Source organism: Microbacterium sp. BLY (genome assembly GCF_017939615.1).
In the GTDB taxonomy this organism is placed as follows: Bacteria; Actinomycetota; Actinomycetes; order Actinomycetales; family Microbacteriaceae; genus Microbacterium.
On the sequence record NZ_JAGKSR010000001.1, the window covers coordinates 962,129 to 977,982 of the forward strand.

Below are 15,854 nucleotides of genomic sequence, written 5' to 3' on the forward strand. Positions count from 1 at the left end.
CTTGACCTCAACCATTCTTGAGGTTCTAGCGTCGTCCTCATGACGACCGAGACCGGGCGCCCCGCGCCGTCCCTGCCCGCCCCGCCGCGCATCCTCGGCGGCGAGTACGTCTGGATCACGATCGGCGCGTGCGCCCTCGTGTTCCTCGGCGCCTTCGAATCGCTGGCGGTCACCACGGTGATGCCGGCGGTGAGCGCCGACCTCGACGGCGAGCGGCTGTACGCGCTGGCCTTCGCCGGACCGCTCGCGACGAGCGTGATCGGCATGGTCCTGGCTGGCAACTGGTCGGACCGGCGGGGCCCGGTGGCGCCGCTGTACACGTCCGTCGGCCAGTTCACGGTTGGCCTGCTCGTCGCGGGGCTCGCGCCGACCATGGAGATCCTCGTCGCGGGACGCTTCGCGCAGGGCCTCGGCAACGGCGGGCTCATGGTGGCTCTCTACGTCGTGGTCGCCCGGGTGTATCCGACCTCCCTGCATCCGGCGATCTTCGCCGGGTTCGCCGCCGCCTGGGTGATCCCCTCCCTCATCGGTCCGACGATCGCGGGCGCGGTCACGGAGGTGTGGAGCTGGCATTGGGTGTTCCTCGGCGTTGTGGTGCTCGTCGTGCTCGCGCTGATGATGGTCGTGCCGGCCCTCCGCGGCCTCACACGCAGCGGAGATGCGAGCGTGCCCTGGGCGCTCGGACGGCTGGGATGGTCGGTGCTCGCCGCCGTCGCGGTGCTCGCACTCGACCTCGTGGGCGATGTCCCTGTCGCCGGGCCGTTCCTCTCGGCGGCCGCGGTGATCGTCGCGATCGCAGCGGTGCGCTCCCTCCTCCCGCGCGGCGCGCTCCTCGCCCGACGGGGGCTGCCGTCGGTGATCCTCGTGCGCGGGCTCGGCGCGGCGGCGTTCTTCGGGGCGCAGATCTACCTGCCGTACCTGCTGACCGACCGCTACCTGCTGTCGCCGACCCTCGCGGGGCTCGCGCTGACCGGGGGTGCGCTCGCCTGGTCGGCGGCGGCGACCGTCCAGGGTCGGATGGGCGAGCGCCTGTCGAGCGTGACGGCGGTGCGGGTGGGAACGGTCCTCGTGGTCATCGGAATCACGCTCGTCCTGGTGATCACCGTGATGCAGGCGTCGGCGCTGCTCGCCGCCCTCGCCTGGGTCGTCGCCGGCGCCGGGATGGGGCTGATGAGTCCCCGGACCAGCGCCCTCGTGCTGGCCATGTCGTCTCCCGCGGAGCAGGGGTTCAACAGCGGGGCGATGACCGTCGCCGACTCGTTCGGCAGTGCGCTCGCCCTTGCGGTCACGGGCGCGCTCTTCGCCGCACTCGGGGCGACGACGGCTGATCCGTTCGTCGGGGTGTTCGCGCTCGCCGCGGTGGTGGGCGCCGGAGCGGCCGTCCTGGCTCCGCGAACGCGCGCGGGAACCTGATTTGCGACGGGAGGGCGGCTTCCCTACTGTGATGAACGGTGTTCAGGTGAACACCGTTCAGGAAGGACACAGCCGATGGCACCCACTCCCCGCGACACCTCGGCCATGCTCGGCCGGGTGGCCGTCTTCGCCGCTCTCATCATCGTGCTCGGCACGGTCGTCGTCCCGCTCCCCGGCGGCGTGCCCATCACAGGCCAGACCCTCGCCGTCATGCTGGCCGGTCTCGTGCTCGGGCCGCGGGTCGCACCGTGGTCGGTCGCCCTGGTCCTGCTGCTGGCGGCGCTCGGCCTCCCGGTCCTCGCCGGCGGGCGCGGAGGGCTCGGGGTCTTCGTCGGGCCGACGGCCGGATACCTGCTCGGGTGGATCGCCGGTGTCGTGGTGATCGGGCTCCTGATGCGCACCGGCCGACCGACCTGGTGGCGCGCCGCGATCGCCGCGTTCGTCGGGGGTGTGCTCGTCGTCTACGCCTTCGGCATCCCCGTGCAGGCTCTCGTCACCGGGGTCCCGCTCGACCTCACCGCCCTCTCCACGCTGGCCTTCCTGCCCGGTGACCTCATCAAGGTGACCGCAGCCACCCTCCTCGTCGTCGCCCTCCGCCGCGCCTACCCCCGGGCCTTCGCCGACCACCGTCCCCTCCGCCCCGCCCTCGCCTGACGCCCCCGGCGGGCCCGGCCCGGCCCGGTCCCGTCGTTCGTCCCCCGACCGTCCCCCGACCGTCCTCCGACCGTCCCCCGGTATCCGCGCCGCCGATCCCGTTCCGGATGCACGACAGGGGCACGTCTGCGGGCCGGTAGTCCCATCCCGGTCGTGCATCCGTCTTCGGGTCGTGCAGACGGGGCGGGATCCATGCCCCGTCCGGGTCGTGCATCCGTCTTCGGGTCGTGCAGACGGGGCAGGATCCATGCCCGGTCCGGGTCGTGCAGGTGTCGCGGGGTCGTGCAGGCGTCCGCGGGGCGGGCAGCGGGGACTCGGGGCCGACGACAGATGGACCCGTATATCGGTGGCCGGGAACAACTCACCCGTGACTCGACGTTCGTCATGAGCGAGACTGGGCCACGGACCGCCGCGGCCACGAGAGGGGCGAGCATGAGTGCTGCCGAGAAGACCGACGAATACGACCTCATCGTCCTGGGCGGTGGCCCGGTCGGGGAGAATGTGGCCGACCGCGCCGTGCAGGGGGGCCTCACGGCGATCATCGTGGAGAGCGAGCTCGTGGGCGGCGAGTGCTCGTACTGGGCCTGCATGCCCTCGAAGGCGTTGCTCCGCTCCGCCCAGGCGCTCCGGGCCGCACAGCATGTCCCGGGCGCCGCGGAGGCGGTGACCGGGGGGCTGGACGTGCGCGCTGTGTTCGCACGCCGTGACTCCTTCACGAGCAACTGGTCCGACGACGGACAGGTGAAGTGGCTCGAGTCGGCTCACATCGACCTCGCCCGCGGCCACGGCCGGCTGACGGGGGAGCGCGAGGTGACGGTGACCGACCCGGACGGCGGCACGCGGGTCCTGCGTGCGCGTCACGCGGTCGCGATCAGCACCGGCTCGGATGCCGTCATCCCGCCCATCGAGGGTCTGCGGGAGGCGGCGCCGTGGACGAGCCGCGAGGCGACCAGCGCCGAAGAGGTCCCCGAGAGCCTCGCGGTGATCGGCGGCGGTGTCGTCGCGGTCGAGATGGCCACCGCGTACGCCGCGCTCGGCTCGTCGGTCACGCTGCTCGCGCGCAGCGGGCTGCTCGGAGGGATGGAGCCCTTCGCCGGAGAGCGCGTCGCCGACGGGCTCCGGGAACTCGGCGTCGACGTCCGCACCGACACCGGGACGACCGCGGTGCACCGCGACGGCGGACGGGTGACGATCACGCTCGACGACGGGGAGACCGTGACGGCGGCGGAGGTGCTCGTCGCGACCGGCCGCTCACCGCGCAGCGCGGACATCGGGCTCGACGTCGTCGGGCTCGAGCCGGGCCGCTGGATCGAAACGGACGACACCCTGCGCGTCCCGGGGCACGACTGGCTCTACGCCGTGGGCGACGTCAACGGGCGCGTGCTGCTGACACACCAGGGCAAATACCAGGCGCGGGCGGCGGGCGATGTCATCGCCGCGCGGGCGAAGGGCGAGGCGGTCGACGACGCCCCCTGGGGCCGTCACGTCGCCACGGCCGATCACTCCGCTGTGCCGCAGGTCACGTTCTCGATGCCCGAGGTCGGATCGGTCGGGCTCACCGAGGCCGCGGCCCGCGAGGCCGGCACCGCAGTCCACGTCGTCGACTACGACCTCGGCTGGGTGGCGGGCGCGAGCCTCTATGAGGACGGCTTCGCCGGGCAGGCGCGGCTGGTCGTCGACACCGACCGCGACGTCGTGATCGGTGCGACCTTCGTCGGACCAGAGGTCGCCGAGCTGGTGCAGGCGGCGACCATCGCGATCGTCGGCGAGGTCCCGATCGCCCGGCTCTGGCACGCCGTGCCCTCGTATCCCACGATCAGCGAGATCTGGTTGCGGCTGCTGGAGGGGTACGGACGCGACTCGGCCTGACCCCGCCAATCCGTTTCCGGGCCCGTCACGAACAGAACGCGCAATGTGTCCCAGATTGACGACCCCGCGCGCAACCCGGTGCCGGATGTCGTACCCGTCTTATACGCTCGAACCCACATCCGAGGAGGCAGGACCATGAAGGCTGTACTCGCAGGAAACGTCATCGCCGAGGCCGACCAGGACGACCTCATCCGCATCGAGGGGAACTGGTACTTCCCGCCGGCATCCGTCGCGCCCGACGCGCTCGTCGAGAGCCCCACCCCCTACACCTGTCCGTGGAAGGGCGAGTGCCAGTACTACTCCGTCCAGGTCGACGGAGAGCTGCACAAGGATCTCGCGTGGTCGTACCCGCATCCGTACCCGTCGGCGTTCGACCGCGTCGGCAAGGACTTTTCCGGCTACGTCGCCTTCGCCCCGGGCGTCGAGGTCTCGGCCTAGTCCCGCACGACGAACGACCGCACGCCCGCACGACCGTCGGAGAAGACCCCCTCATGATCGAGTTCCGCAACGTCACGAAGCGCTTCCCCGACGGGACGCTCGCCGTGGACGACTTCAGCCTCGTGCTGCCTTCCCGCAAGACGACCGTGTTCGTCGGATCATCCGGCTGCGGCAAGACCACGTTGCTGCGCATGATCAACCGCATGGTCGAGCCGACCTCGGGGGAGGTCGAGATCGACGGCGAGAGCGTGCTGTCGGGTGACCCGGTCGCGCTGCGCCGCCGCATCGGCTATGTCATGCAGAACTCCGGGCTCATGCCGCACTTCACCGTCATCGACAACGTCGCCACGGTGCTGCGGCTGAACGGGGTGAAGCGCAAGCAGGCGCATGAGCGGGCGCGCGAGCTGCTCACGACGGTCGGCCTCGACCAGGCGCTCGCCGAGCGCTACCCGAGCCAGTTGTCGGGTGGGCAGCAGCAGCGCGTCGGGGTGGCTCGCGGGCTCGCCGCCGACCCGAACATCCTCCTCATGGACGAGCCGTTCGGTGCGGTCGACCCGATCGTCCGCGCCGACCTGCAGCAGGAGACCCTGCGTCTGCAGCACGAGCTCGACAAGACGGTCGTCTTCGTCACGCACGACATCGACGAGGCGTTCCTTCTCGGCGACCAGGTCGTCATCCTCGACAAGGGCGCCCGGATCGTGCAGGTGGGCAGCCCGAGCGAGATCATCGAGAACCCGGCCGACGACTTCGTCTCCTCCTTCATCGGAGCCGACCGCGGCCGCCGTGCGCTGCACCTCAAGCAGACGCCGCGCGGCATCGTGGTCGTGGACTCCGAGGGCCGTACGCAGGGGGCGATCGTCGATGCGCCGGAGGGCGTCGCCGACGGAGCCGACACGGTGAAGGCGGCCCCGTGAACTGGGTCGGCGACAACCTCGGGCTGATCCTCGAGCTCACCGCCGTGCATCTGCAGCAGAGTGCGATCGCCATCGTGCTCGGCTTCGTGCTGGCACTGCCGCTGGGATGGGTGGCCTGGCGCTATCAGCTCGTCAAGGGACCGGTCATCGTGCTGACCGGTCTGCTGTACACGATCCCGTCCCTGGCGCTCCTCATCCTGCTGCCGTCGGTGGCGGGCTACCCGGCTCGGAGCCCGGCCAACCTCGTCATCGGCCTCACCATCTACGCGGTCGCGATCCTCGTGCGCGCCGTGTCCGACGGCCTGGACTCGGTCGACCCCGCCATTCGGCAGTCGGCGGTCGCCATGGGGTACGGCGGGTTCCGCCGCTTCTGGACGGTGGATTTCCCGCTTGCCGGACCGGTCATTCTCGCGGGCCTGCGGGTGGCCGCCGTGAGCACGATCTCGCTGGCGACAGTCGGGATCCTCGTCGGCGTCACGAACCTGGGCTACCTGTTCACGAATGGTCTCCAGCGCCGCATCCTCGCCGAGGTGTTCACGGGCATCGTGGCCGTCGTCGTCATCGCCCTCGTCATCGACCTGCTGCTGGTGCTTCTCGGCCGTGCCCTCATGCCGTGGACCCGGGCGGCAGCCACCCCCGCCGCGGCGCGCCGGACGATCGCTCTGAGGACGGCCGCATGAACGTCTTCACTGAGGCCTTCGCGTGGCTCTTCTCCCCCGACCGCTGGGTCGGCTCCTACTCGCTTCCGGTGCTGTTCGGCCAGCATGTGTTCTACACGATCGTCTCGGTACTGATCGCCGCCGTCATCGCGGTCCCGCTGGGGTGGCTCATCGGACACACGGGCAAGGGGCGGGAGGTCGCGGTCGCCGTCTCCGGAGCAGCACGTGCGATCCCGTCGTTCGGCCTGATGGTCCTGCTGGTACTCCTGCTGGGGGTGCTACGCACACCGCTGGCGGCGATCATCACGTTCGTCATTCTGGCGATCCCCTCCCTCCTCGCCGGCGCGTACACCGGACTGGAGGCAGTCGATCGTCGCACCATCGACGCGGCGCGGGCGATGGGGATGACCGGCTGGCAGGTGTTCTGGAAGGTGGAGGTGCCGCTCGGGATGCCTCTCCTCGTCGGCGGACTCCGGTCGGCGCTCCTTCAGGTCATCGCCACGGTCACCATCGCCGCGTACGTGAACCTCGGCGGCCTCGGCTGGCCCATCATCCAGGGCATCCCGCTCCGTCGTTTCGACCAGGTGCTCGGTGGCGCGATCCTCGTCGCGGTGCTCGCGCTCCTCGTCGACCTCCTGCTCGCCCTCGCCCAGCACGCTTCCGTCCCGCGGGGCGTGCGCACGCGTCCGCAACGCCGTCGATCCCGGTCGGCAGCGCCCACGGCCGCGACCGCCTGACCCACAGCATCGTCCCCCAGAGAAGAGGAAGTCCCATGTTCACCGCACGAAAGTCCCGCCTCGCCCTTGCCGGCGGCGTCGCACTCGCCGCCGCGCTCGCGCTCTCCGGCTGCGCCAACAGCAACCCGCTGGACGCACCTACCGACGACGCCGGAGACGGGGGTGGCAGCGACACCATCGTCATCGGCTCGCAGGCGTACTACTCGAACGAGATCATCGCCGAGATCTACGCGCAGGCGCTCGAGGCCGCGGACTTCGACGTCGATCGTCAGTTCAGCATCGGTCAGCGCGACGCCTACATGCCGGACGTCGAGTCCGGGGCGATCGACCTGTTCCCGGAGTACACGGGCAACCTGCTCGAGTACCTGGACAAGGATGCGACCGCCACGAGCCCGGACGACGTCTACGCCGCCCTGCAGGATGCGCTCCCCGAAGGTCTCACGGCGCTCGACTACGCCGAGGCGTCCGACCAGGACACCTACACGGTACTCAAGAGCTTCGCCGAGGAGAACGACCTCACCTCGATCGCCGACCTCGCGGACGTGACCACCCCGGTCACCATCGGCGCGGCCCCGGAGTTCGAGCAGCGTCCGTACGGGCCGGCCGCGGCCAAGGAGGTCTACGGCGTCGACCTGGCATTCTCGGCCACCGGCCCGACCACGCTGGAGTCGCTGCTCGCCGGTGAGATCCAGGTCGCGGACATCTACTCCGCCGACCCGGCGTTCCAGACCGAGGACATCGTGGCCCTGGAGGACCCGGAGAACATCATCCTCGCCTCGAACGTCGTCCCGATCGCGTCCAGCGACGTGGCCGACGAGATCGCCGACGTCATCAACGGCATCAGCGCCAAGCTGACCGCCGAGGAGCTCGTCGCCCTCAACGTGCAGAGCACGGTCGACCAGAAGTCGGCGGAGGACATCGCGAAGAAGTGGCTCACGGACAACGACCTCATCTGAGTCGTCTTCCCGCGGAGCGCCCGGCCCTCAGGGGTCGGGCGCTCCGTCGTTCTCACCCGCCCCGTGCACAACTCCGGAGCTCTCGCCCGACACGCCGCCGAACGCCCCCGGACGGCGGGGTGTCGCCCCGGATCTCCGCCGTTGTGCGCGGGGAAGGCGGCTGAGTCAGGTACGGGCGTCCTGCTTGGGCACGACCACCTGCTTGATGATGATGAGGATCGAGGCGGTCACGGGGACGGCCACGAGAGCGCCGAGGAGGCCGAGGAGCGTGCCCCCGGCGAGGGCACCGATGACAACGAGCGAGCCCGGCACCGCGACGGCCTTGTTCATGACCCGCGGGGTGAGCACGTACGCCTCGATCTGCATGTAGACGAGGTAGACGCCGGCGAACACCAGGGCGGCGATCGGGTTCGTGAACAGGGCGAGGATGGTGCCGATCATCCAGAACAGCACCGAGCCGACGAGCGGGATGAGCGTGACGCAGAAGGCGATCGCGGCCATGAGCGGCGGGAACGGCAGGCCCAGCACCGAGTACAGGATCAGCGCGAGGGTCGCGTTGCAGAACGCGAGGACGACCATGCCCATGACGTACCCACCGACCGACTCCGTGATCTGCTGCGAGATGTCGCCGGCCTGCTCGCGGTCGCGGGCCGGGACGAGGCGCAGCAGGCCCTGCCGCATGACGGGCAGCGTCGCGAGGAAGTACAGCGTCAGCACGAGGACGATGATCGCGCCGGAGATGCCGCTGGCGATGGACGCCCCGACCTGCAGGGCGCCGCCGCCGATCGTCGCCAGGTTGCCGAAGTCGGAGAGGAACTTCTGCACCTCCGACACGAGGTCCTGGAACTGATCGCCGAACTGGTTGTTGAGGGTGCCGTAGAGGTCGGTCTTGGTGAAGTCCTGGACCATGCCCGGGACGGACTTCACGAAGCTCGCGATCTGATCCACGACGATCGGCACGATCATCCACAGGACGAGGGCGACGACGATGATGAGCGCGAGGATGGTCGTCACGACGGCCAGGGCACGGGACAGGCCACGGCGTTCCAGGAAACGCACCGCCGGGTCGAGGCCGAGGGATGCGAACAGGGCGAGCGCGATGTAGATGAGCACGGTGGAGAGGTTCGACAGCGCCATGCCGATGACGATCGCTCCGAGGCCGCCGAGCGTCACGAGGAAACCGAACACGAACGGGCGGTCGATCCGCGTCCAGAACGAGCGGCTCGGCGTGGTCGGCTCGATCACCACGGGCCTGGTCGGCCCGGCCGGCGTCGTGAGGGCTCCGGGCGCCTCCTCGGCGACGCCCGCGAGCGCTGCGTCGACGGGAGCGGGGCCACCGTCGACGGCGGGGACGCCGCGGTCGTCGTGCGGAGCGGGGGACGGCGACTCGTCGTTGCTCATGACCACACGATAGCGGTGACCCTCGGCGGAGGGAGGGCGATCCGCGGCTCTAGAGTAGGGGGCATGACTGCCGCAGAGGACCCGAAGGCCGAACTGCTGCGCCTGCGCGCGAGCATCGACAACATCGACGCGGCGCTGATCTTCCTGCTCGCCGAGCGCTTCCGCGCCACCCAGCAGGTCGGCCAGCTCAAGGCCGAGCACGCGATGCCGCCGTCGGACCCGAATCGGGAGGAGCAGCAGGTCGCGCGGCTCCGCGCCCTCGCCGAGGACGCCCACCTCGACCCCGAGTTCGCGGAGAAGTGGTTCAACTTCGTCGTCGCGGAGGTCATCCGCCACCACACCGAGGCCGCCGAGGGCCGCTGAGCCGTCGCGCTCAGGCGCCGCGCGCGGCGAGCAGCCTGTCCCGCACCTCGCGGCGCAGCACCTTGCCGATGAGCGACCGGGGGAGGTCGTCGACGGCGGTGATGCGACGCGGCACCTTGTAGGCGGTCAGGTGGGTGCGGCAGAAGTCGCGGAGTCCGTCCATGTCGGCCGCGGCGCCCTCGCGGAGGACGACGGCGGCGGCGACCTCCTCCCCGCCGCTCGACCGGGGCAGCCCGACGACCGCGGCCGCCACGACGTCCGGGTGCGCTTCGAGCGCGTTCTCCACCTCGCTGGGCGAGACGTTGAAGCCCCCGGTGATGATGAGCTCCTTGCGGCGGTCGACGATGGTCACGAAACCGTCCGGCGAGACCTCGGCGATGTCGCCCGTGCGTAGCCAGCCGTCCGGGAGCAGGGTCTCGGCCGTCTCCCCTGGCCGCCCCCAGTACCCCTGGAACACCTGCGGGCCACGGAGGAGGAGCTCACCCGGCTCGCCCGTCGGCACGTCCACCTCGGGGTCATCCGGGTCGACGATGCGGATCTCGGTGCTCGGGAACGGCACGCCCACGGTACCGGGCCGTCGGGTCGGTCCCATCGGGTTGCCGAGCGCCACCGGGGAGGCCTCGGTCATCCCGTAGCCCTCGACGAGGAGGCCGCCGGTCGCCTCCTCCCACCGCCGCACCGTCGCCACCGGAAGGCTCATCGCGCCGGAGATCGCGAAGCGGATCGTGGAGAGATCCACGGTCCCTCGTGTGGCGGCGCGCGCCAGCTGGTCGTAGATGGGTGGCACGGCGGGGAGGAAGGTGGGCGGGCTCGTGCGGGCGGCATCGGTGACCAGACCTAGGTCGAACGTCGGGAAGAGGACCACTTTCGCCCCGATGCTCAACGCGAAGGTGAGGCACAGGGTCAGCCCGTAGGCGTGGAACAGCGGGAGGACGGCGTAGAAGGTCTCTTCGCCATCCCGGAGGCCGGGTACCCAGGCGCGGCCCTGCATCGCGTTGGCCCGGAGGTTCGCGTGCGTGAGGATCGCCCCCTTGGGGACTCCCGTCGTGCCGCTGGTGTACTGCAGGACGGCGGTGTCGCCCAGCGAGGGCGCGGGCGTGCGACGGGGGAGCCGGCGATGCGCGATAAGTTTCTTCCACGGCAGGAGATGGCGGGCCCGCGGAGTGGCCGTCAGCTTCGCCCGCGACGCGCGGGCCTTCGGCAGCGGAAGCCGCAGCAGGAAGCGCTTCGACAGCGGCATCGCGGTCGTCAGGTCGATGCTCACGATGTGCTCGACGCGCAGGTCGTCCGGGAAGCCCGCGACCGTGTCGGCGACCTTGTCCCAGACGATCGCGACGCGCGCGCCGTGGTCCTCGAACTGGTGCCGCAGCTCGCGTGCCGTGTAGAGCGGGTTGTGCTCGACGACGATCGCGCCGAGACGGAGGACCGCGTAGAACGCGACGACGTGCTGCGGGCAGTTGGGCAGCACCAGCGCCACACGGTCGCCCTTCGTGACGCCCAGGTGGCGCAGGCCCTCCGCGGCGCGATCGATCTGCTCGCCGAGGTCGCGGTACGTCGTGACCGCGCCGAAGAACTCGAGGGCGGGACGGCGGGCGTACTTCCGGATGCTCGCCGACAGCATCTCGGGCAGCGTCTGCGTCGGCTCGTCGATGTCGGCGGGCACGCCGTCGGCGTACGAGCGCAGCCAGGGGCGGGAAGACAGAGGCGAGTCGGTCATCTCTCCATCCTGCGTCACGGACCTGTGCCCCGCCTCCCCCTTGCGCTCACTCGGGTTCGGTGTGCACCCGTCCGTCCGCGAGGGCACCCATCACGATCGCGTCGACCCAGTCGCCCTGCCACCGCAGGGCATGGCGGCGCCGCCCCTCGACCACGAATCCGGCCTTCTCGTATGCGCGCTGCGCCCGCGGGTTGAAGGCGAACACCTCGAGCTCCACCCGATGCAGACCGACCGTGTCGAACGCATGCCGGAGCACCGCGCGCGTCGCCTCGGTCCCGTATCCGGCGCCGAACCACTGCGGGCCCGCGAGAGCGATGCGGAAGCCGGCCGAGAGGTTCTCCTCGTCCAGGTCGCTGAGGACCACCTCGCCGATGTGCGCGCCGTCTTCGCGGCGGAGGATCGCCCAGTCCGCCCGGTCGTCCCGGTCGGCGAGCGATCGGAGCCAGGTCTCGACGCCCTCGCGGGTGAACCGGTCGTGCGTCCCGGTCAGGCGCAGCACCTCGGGTTCCTGCAGCGCGGCCCAGGTGCCGTCGAGGTGCTCGGGGCCGAGCGGGACGAGCTCCAGACGCGCGGTCGACAGCACGGGGACGGGGGTGAGGGTGGGCAGGTCCATCAGACCGTGAGCACCCGTCCCGTCACGACCCCTTCGATGGCTCGGACGTACGCCCGCCCGACCTCCTCGTCCGTCACCGGCCGGTGGCCGGGGAACGTCGAGAAGTAGCCGGGGGAGTTGGCGAGCACGTCGGGCGAGACGGCGTTGATGCGGATGCCGCGCGGTGCTTCGGCGGCCGCCGTCACCACGAACGACTCCAGTGCGCCGTTGGCCATCGCCGCCGCCGCACCGGTCGCGATCGGTTCGCGCGCGAGCACGCCGCTGGTGAGGGTCACGGAGCCGCCGTCGGTCACGTGGTCCAGGGCGACGCGCACGACGTCGAGCTGCGCGAGCGTCTTCCCGGTGAACGCCGCGAGGTAGTCGTCGCGATCCAGGTCGAGGAGCGGCCGGAAGGGCACCGAACCGACGGCGACGACGACCGCGTCGACCGGGCCGACCCGCTCGAAGAGACTGCGGATGGAGGCGGGGTCGGTGACGTCCACGCTCTGCTCGCCGGAGCGGGACGCCCGCACCACCTCGTGTCCCCGGACGTCGAGGGTCGCGGCGACCACGCCGCCGATGCTGCCGGTCGCGCCGATCACGAGTGCTTTCATGCGGATTCCTCTCCAGGCCGGATCGGGGCGACGGACCGGTCGCCCCGCGCGAACGAGTCTCCCATCCCGGGCGGGCTCGGGGCCGCGGATGACGGGTGGGTCGTCAGCGCGGGCTGAACTCGGCGGCGACCACGCGGGTCGCAGCACCCCGCAGGACGGCGTCGTCGAGCGTGCTCGCCGCCACCGCGGGGCCCAGGGACGGGTGGGAGGCGGCGCGGACGGCGGCGGCCGTCGCGTCCACGAGATCGGGCGTCACGATGTCCGCCGGACCGCTCAGCAGGATCGTCGGCAGGTCGACGGCGGCGGCGATCACGGAAAGGGACGTGCCGAGGCGGGCGCCGGCGGCGGCGAGCACCGCGCTGCGGTCCGCGCCGGCCTCCTCCAGGCGCCGAGCGAGGGCGGGAGCCGCGGCCCACGCATGGACGCAGCCCTCCCGTCCGCACAGGCACGGATCACCCGGGTCGCCGCCCGCCCGGACATGGGCGAGCTCGCGGGCACCGATGGAGCGCTCCACCGGGGCGCCGTCATCGCCCACGACGCGGATGGCGGTGCCGATGCGCGTCCCGATGCGGACGAGGAGGAAGTCGGTGCCGACGGTGCCGAACCGCTGCGCGGCGTCGGCCACGAGGTCGGCGTCGTCGAAGAGGTGCACGGGGGCGTCGAGGAGTTCCGCCAGGCGTGGTCCGAGGCCGAGGAGTGCGGACGAGCCGGTGGGTGCGCCGATGCCGATGCCGAGCGCGGGACCGTCGGCGAGGGCGCGCAGCTCGGCGACGAGGCCGACGATGCCGTCCGCGGCGTCGGGGGTGCGGGGGCGCTGGAGGCGGTGCGTCAGGCGACCGTCCGGAGAGGCGAGCGCCCCGACGAGGTGTTCGGGGTCGGAGAGATCCAGGGAGATCACCTGCACCGCGCGCCGGTCGAACTCCAGCATCACGGCGGGCTTGCCCGGCCGGGTCTCCTGGCTGGGGCCGCCCTCCCGGATCACGCCGTCCGCGAGCAGGTCGCGCACGACCTCCGAGACGGTGGGGCGGGCGAGGCCGGTGAGGCGGGAGAGGTCGGCGCGGCTGAGAGGCGCCTGTTCCATGAGCGTGCGCAGGAGGAGGGCCCTGTTCCGCTCGCGGATGCCGCGGGAATGGCCGTTGGTCGCCGCCGAGACTCGTGCCCGGTCGGCGGGGCGCTCTAGGATCTGGGGGTAGCGCACGATGCTCCTCCGGATCGGGTGCGGGCAGACTTCGTTCAATGAATAAACTAACCGACCGAGCGCGTCGAGCGATACCCGCGCCCCTTCCGATGCGCCCCGTTCCGCGAGAAGGAAACCCGCAGATGTTCACCCACGACGACGCGCTGGACACCCAGGCGGCGGTTCGGCGCGCGAACCTGCGGAGAGCGCTCCAACTGGTGTTCCAGGGCTCGGGCACGCAGACCCGCGCCGGGATCGCGCGCGCCACGGGACTGACCGCGGCGACCGCCTCGTCGTTGGTCGCGGAGCTCATCGAGAACCGCCTCGTCGCGGAGGGCGAGCAGGCGGTGAGCACGGGCGGCAAACGCGCCACGACGCTCAGCATCGACGCCGATCACCACCTGATCCTGGTCCTCGTCGTCCAACCGACCAGCGCCCACCTCGCGCTCGTCGCCCTCGACGGCTCGGAGGTGGCCCGGCGCAGCCTCTCCTATACGACAGAGACCCGCGACCGGGTGCTCGACGAGACCGTCGCGACCGTCGCGGCCACGCACGGAGAGCGACTGCTCGCGGTCGGCGTGCAGGTGCCGGGGACGACCGACGGCCGCACGGTCCTCGAGAGCGTGCAGCTGGAGTGGCGCGACGTGCCGCTCGCCGAACGCCTCGAACGCATCGCCGGTGTGCCGGTGCTCCTCATCAACGACGTCGACGCCGAGGCCATCGCGGAGGCCGGACTGGACGAGACGCCCTCCGGGTACCGCCTCTTCATCCACAGCGGCGGGGGCATCGGCGCCGCGGTCACCCTCGACGGCGAGCTCGCTCCGGGGCCCCGCGACCGGGCGGGGGAGATCGGTCACGTGCAGGTGGTGTTCGGCGACGCCGCACGACCCTGCCGGTGCGGTCGTCGCGGGTGCCTCGAGTCGGCGGCGGCGATGGGGCCGATGCTCGGCGAGGAGTTCTCCGACGCGCTGGACGTCGCCGCGGTCCGCGCTCTCGTGGCGCGTGCGGATCAGGCCCTCATCGACGACGGCGCACGGGCCCTCGCCCGCGCCATCAAGCTCATCGGCGCCCTGCTCGACCCCATCGAGGTGGTCATCGGGGGGCCGGCGACCGAACTCGGCCCGCGGTTCCTCGAGCGGGTCCGGGCCGAGAGCGGCTATCCCGCCCGCGGCACCGCCGACATCCCCATCCGGTACGCCGACCCGCGCGTCGCCGTCTCCGCGGGCGCCGCGCAGGCCGCCCTCACCGCCGTCCTCGGCGTCCGGTGGAGCCCCGAACAGCTCCGCGCCGGCAGCCCGCGCGCCTGACCTCGTCCCCGTCGAGGTTCCGGGTGTACGACCGGAGTGCGGGTGCACGACGGGATCCGCCCGGGGCCCCGGCACGCGCGCCGCGGTCGTGCAGGCGTGCGGGGAACCGGGACGGGCTACTTCACGCTGCCGGCGGTGAGGCCGCCCACCAGACGCTTCTCGATGAGCATGAAGAGGATGATGACGGGCAGGATCGCGACGATCGAGACGCCGAACACGTACTGCCAGCTCGTCTCGTACTGGCCGACGAACTTCGTGAGCGCGACCGACAGCGGCTGGTTCTTGTCGGTCGACAGGATCACCAGCGAGGCGGCGAACTCGTTCCAGCAGGCCACGAACGTGAAGACGATCGCGGTGACGATGCCCGGCCAGACGAGCGGGAGGTTGATCCGGAACAGCACCGTGAGGCGCCCGGCGCCGTCGATCTGCGCCGCCTCGTCGACCTCCTTCGGGATGCCGGCGAAGAACGAGTGCATGATCCACACGGCGAACGAGAGGTTGAAGGCCGCGTTGATGAAGATCATGGCGGTCCAGGTGTCGCCGAGGCCGAGGACGGTGAACTGCCGGAACAGGCCGGACGTGAGCACGGCCGGCTGCAGCATCTGCGTCACGATCACGAGGAACAGGAACACCATGCGGCCGGGGAAGCGGAACCGGGCCGTGTAGTACGCCGCGGGAAGCGACACGAGCAGCACCAGGAGCGTCGCGAACACGGAGATGACGATGGTCGAGACGAGGTTGTACGGCAGCGGCGTCTCGGGCGTCGACCACATCGTGAGGTAGTTCTCCCAGTGCCACTCCACCGGGAGGTAGGTCGGGTCGACCGAGCGGATCTGCGCCTTCGTCTTCACCGACCCGAAGAACATGATGAGGTACGGGAGCACGAAGATCGCGAGGACGAGGAACCCGGCCGCGGTGCGGAGGATCACCCGTGGCAGCGTCACCTGGTCGGCGGTGTAGCGGCGCCGGCGGCCGGGGATCGGCGGGGTGCGCCGTCCACGGGAATCGGCGGTGGTCACGAGGGCGGTCTCGGTCACGGTCAT

At 71.3% G+C, this 15,854-nt stretch carries 16 protein-coding genes; 10 read left to right on the forward strand and 6 right to left on the reverse strand.

Features of this window, described 5'->3' with window-relative positions; translation table 11 throughout:
* The first annotated feature begins 39 nt into the window (after positions 1 to 39).
* From KAF39_RS04920 to KAF39_RS04955, 8 genes are all read left to right on the forward strand, one after another.
* Positions 40 to 1,413, forward strand: coding sequence for an MFS transporter (locus KAF39_RS04920; protein ID WP_210676214.1), 1,374 nt, complete (start codon positions 40 to 42; stop codon positions 1,411 to 1,413).
* A gap of 75 nt (positions 1,414 to 1,488) precedes the next feature.
* Complete coding sequence (locus KAF39_RS04925; protein ID WP_210676215.1) at positions 1,489 to 2,067, forward strand: biotin transporter BioY; 579 nt, start codon at positions 1,489 to 1,491, stop codon at positions 2,065 to 2,067.
* Between the two features lie 432 nt (positions 2,068 to 2,499).
* Positions 2,500 to 3,936: an NAD(P)/FAD-dependent oxidoreductase gene (locus KAF39_RS04930; protein ID WP_210676216.1), complete on the forward strand. Its 1,437-nt coding sequence runs from the start codon at positions 2,500 to 2,502 to the stop codon at positions 3,934 to 3,936.
* Positions 3,937 to 4,071: 135 nt separating this feature from the next.
* The gene (locus tag KAF39_RS04935) at positions 4,072 to 4,374 is read left to right on the forward strand and encodes a DUF427 domain-containing protein (protein WP_060922325.1); all 303 of its coding nucleotides are present in this window, start codon (positions 4,072 to 4,074) and stop codon (positions 4,372 to 4,374) included.
* A 53-nt stretch (positions 4,375 to 4,427) separates the two neighbouring features.
* A complete protein-coding gene (locus KAF39_RS04940) occupies positions 4,428 to 5,288 on the forward strand; it encodes an ABC transporter ATP-binding protein (RefSeq protein WP_210676217.1) in 861 nt (286 codons plus the stop codon).
* Positions 5,285 to 5,968 carry an ABC transporter permease gene (locus KAF39_RS04945; RefSeq protein WP_210676218.1) on the forward strand — a complete coding sequence of 228 codons (684 nt, stop codon included), beginning with the start codon at positions 5,285 to 5,287 and terminating at the stop codon, positions 5,966 to 5,968. The genes KAF39_RS04940 and KAF39_RS04945 overlap by 4 nt, the downstream gene beginning before the upstream one ends.
* Complete coding sequence (locus tag KAF39_RS04950) at positions 5,965 to 6,684, forward strand: ABC transporter permease (RefSeq protein WP_210676219.1); 720 nt, start codon at positions 5,965 to 5,967, stop codon at positions 6,682 to 6,684. The genes KAF39_RS04945 and KAF39_RS04950 overlap by 4 nt, the downstream gene beginning before the upstream one ends.
* 35 nt (positions 6,685 to 6,719) lie before the next feature.
* Positions 6,720 to 7,640 carry an ABC transporter substrate-binding protein gene (locus tag KAF39_RS04955; RefSeq protein WP_210676220.1) on the forward strand — a complete coding sequence of 307 codons (921 nt, stop codon included), beginning with the start codon at positions 6,720 to 6,722 and terminating at the stop codon, positions 7,638 to 7,640.
* A gap of 165 nt (positions 7,641 to 7,805) precedes the next feature.
* Here the strand turns inward: KAF39_RS04955 and KAF39_RS04960 are convergent, their stop codons facing one another.
* Complete coding sequence (locus tag KAF39_RS04960; RefSeq protein ID WP_210676221.1) at positions 7,806 to 9,041, reverse strand: AI-2E family transporter; 1,236 nt, start codon at positions 9,039 to 9,041, stop codon at positions 7,806 to 7,808.
* Between the two features lie 63 nt (positions 9,042 to 9,104).
* Here KAF39_RS04960 and KAF39_RS04965 point away from each other — a divergent pair, with 63 nt between their 5' ends.
* On the forward strand, positions 9,105 to 9,404 hold the full coding sequence (locus KAF39_RS04965; RefSeq protein WP_210676222.1) for a chorismate mutase: 300 nt from the start codon (positions 9,105 to 9,107) through the stop codon (positions 9,402 to 9,404).
* Between the two features lie 10 nt (positions 9,405 to 9,414).
* Here the strand turns inward: KAF39_RS04965 and KAF39_RS04970 are convergent, their stop codons facing one another.
* The 4 genes from KAF39_RS04970 to KAF39_RS04985 form a co-directional block, all read right to left on the reverse strand.
* Positions 9,415 to 11,121 (reverse strand): long-chain-fatty-acid--CoA ligase, encoded by a 1,707-nt coding sequence (locus tag KAF39_RS04970; protein ID WP_210676223.1) that lies wholly within the window; start codon positions 11,119 to 11,121, stop codon positions 9,415 to 9,417.
* Positions 11,122 to 11,167: 46 nt separating this feature from the next.
* On the reverse strand, positions 11,168 to 11,734 hold the full coding sequence (locus KAF39_RS04975) for a GNAT family N-acetyltransferase (RefSeq protein WP_210676224.1): 567 nt from the start codon (positions 11,732 to 11,734) through the stop codon (positions 11,168 to 11,170).
* A complete protein-coding gene (locus KAF39_RS04980) occupies positions 11,734 to 12,327 on the reverse strand; it encodes a short chain dehydrogenase (protein ID WP_210676225.1) in 594 nt (197 codons plus the stop codon). Before KAF39_RS04980 ends, KAF39_RS04975 begins: the two co-directional genes overlap by 1 nt.
* Before the next feature lie 103 nt (positions 12,328 to 12,430).
* Complete coding sequence (locus KAF39_RS04985; protein WP_210676226.1) at positions 12,431 to 13,525, reverse strand: ROK family protein; 1,095 nt, start codon at positions 13,523 to 13,525, stop codon at positions 12,431 to 12,433.
* 122 nt (positions 13,526 to 13,647) lie between these two features.
* Between KAF39_RS04985 and KAF39_RS04990 the strand changes: the two genes are divergently transcribed.
* Positions 13,648 to 14,811 carry an ROK family protein gene (locus tag KAF39_RS04990; RefSeq protein WP_210676227.1) on the forward strand — a complete coding sequence of 388 codons (1,164 nt, stop codon included), beginning with the start codon at positions 13,648 to 13,650 and terminating at the stop codon, positions 14,809 to 14,811.
* 116 nt (positions 14,812 to 14,927) lie between these two features.
* Here the strand turns inward: KAF39_RS04990 and KAF39_RS04995 are convergent, their stop codons facing one another.
* On the reverse strand, positions 14,928 to 15,854 hold the full coding sequence (locus KAF39_RS04995; RefSeq protein WP_025104200.1) for a carbohydrate ABC transporter permease: 927 nt from the start codon (positions 15,852 to 15,854) through the stop codon (positions 14,928 to 14,930).

Excerpts from the sequence above, each read along its gene's own strand:
- KAF39_RS04970 (WP_210676223.1), bottom strand. The coding sequence starts at position 11,121 with ATGACCGACTCGCCTCTGTCTTCCCGCCCCTGGCTGCGCTCGTACGCC.
- KAF39_RS04955 (WP_210676220.1), top strand. The coding sequence starts at position 6,720 with ATGTTCACCGCACGAAAGTCCCGCCTCGCCCTTGCCGGCGGCGTCGCA.
- KAF39_RS04950 (WP_210676219.1), top strand. The coding sequence starts at position 5,965 with ATGAACGTCTTCACTGAGGCCTTCGCGTGGCTCTTCTCCCCCGACCGC.
- KAF39_RS04960 (WP_210676221.1), bottom strand. The coding sequence starts at position 9,041 with ATGAGCAACGACGAGTCGCCGTCCCCCGCTCCGCACGACGACCGCGGC.
- KAF39_RS04925 (WP_210676215.1), top strand. The coding sequence starts at position 1,489 with ATGGCACCCACTCCCCGCGACACCTCGGCCATGCTCGGCCGGGTGGCC.
- KAF39_RS04975 (WP_210676224.1), bottom strand. The coding sequence starts at position 11,734 with ATGGACCTGCCCACCCTCACCCCCGTCCCCGTGCTGTCGACCGCGCGT.
- KAF39_RS04940 (WP_210676217.1), top strand. The coding sequence starts at position 4,428 with ATGATCGAGTTCCGCAACGTCACGAAGCGCTTCCCCGACGGGACGCTC.
- KAF39_RS04920 (WP_210676214.1), top strand. The coding sequence starts at position 40 with ATGACGACCGAGACCGGGCGCCCCGCGCCGTCCCTGCCCGCCCCGCCG.
- KAF39_RS04935 (WP_060922325.1), top strand. The coding sequence starts at position 4,072 with ATGAAGGCTGTACTCGCAGGAAACGTCATCGCCGAGGCCGACCAGGAC.
- KAF39_RS04990 (WP_210676227.1), top strand. The coding sequence starts at position 13,648 with ATGTTCACCCACGACGACGCGCTGGACACCCAGGCGGCGGTTCGGCGC.
- KAF39_RS04965 (WP_210676222.1), top strand. The coding sequence starts at position 9,105 with ATGACTGCCGCAGAGGACCCGAAGGCCGAACTGCTGCGCCTGCGCGCG.
- KAF39_RS04980 (WP_210676225.1), bottom strand. The coding sequence starts at position 12,327 with ATGAAAGCACTCGTGATCGGCGCGACCGGCAGCATCGGCGGCGTGGTC.
- KAF39_RS04995 (WP_025104200.1), bottom strand. The coding sequence starts at position 15,854 with ATGACCGTGACCGAGACCGCCCTCGTGACCACCGCCGATTCCCGTGGA.
- KAF39_RS04930 (WP_210676216.1), top strand. The coding sequence starts at position 2,500 with ATGAGTGCTGCCGAGAAGACCGACGAATACGACCTCATCGTCCTGGGC.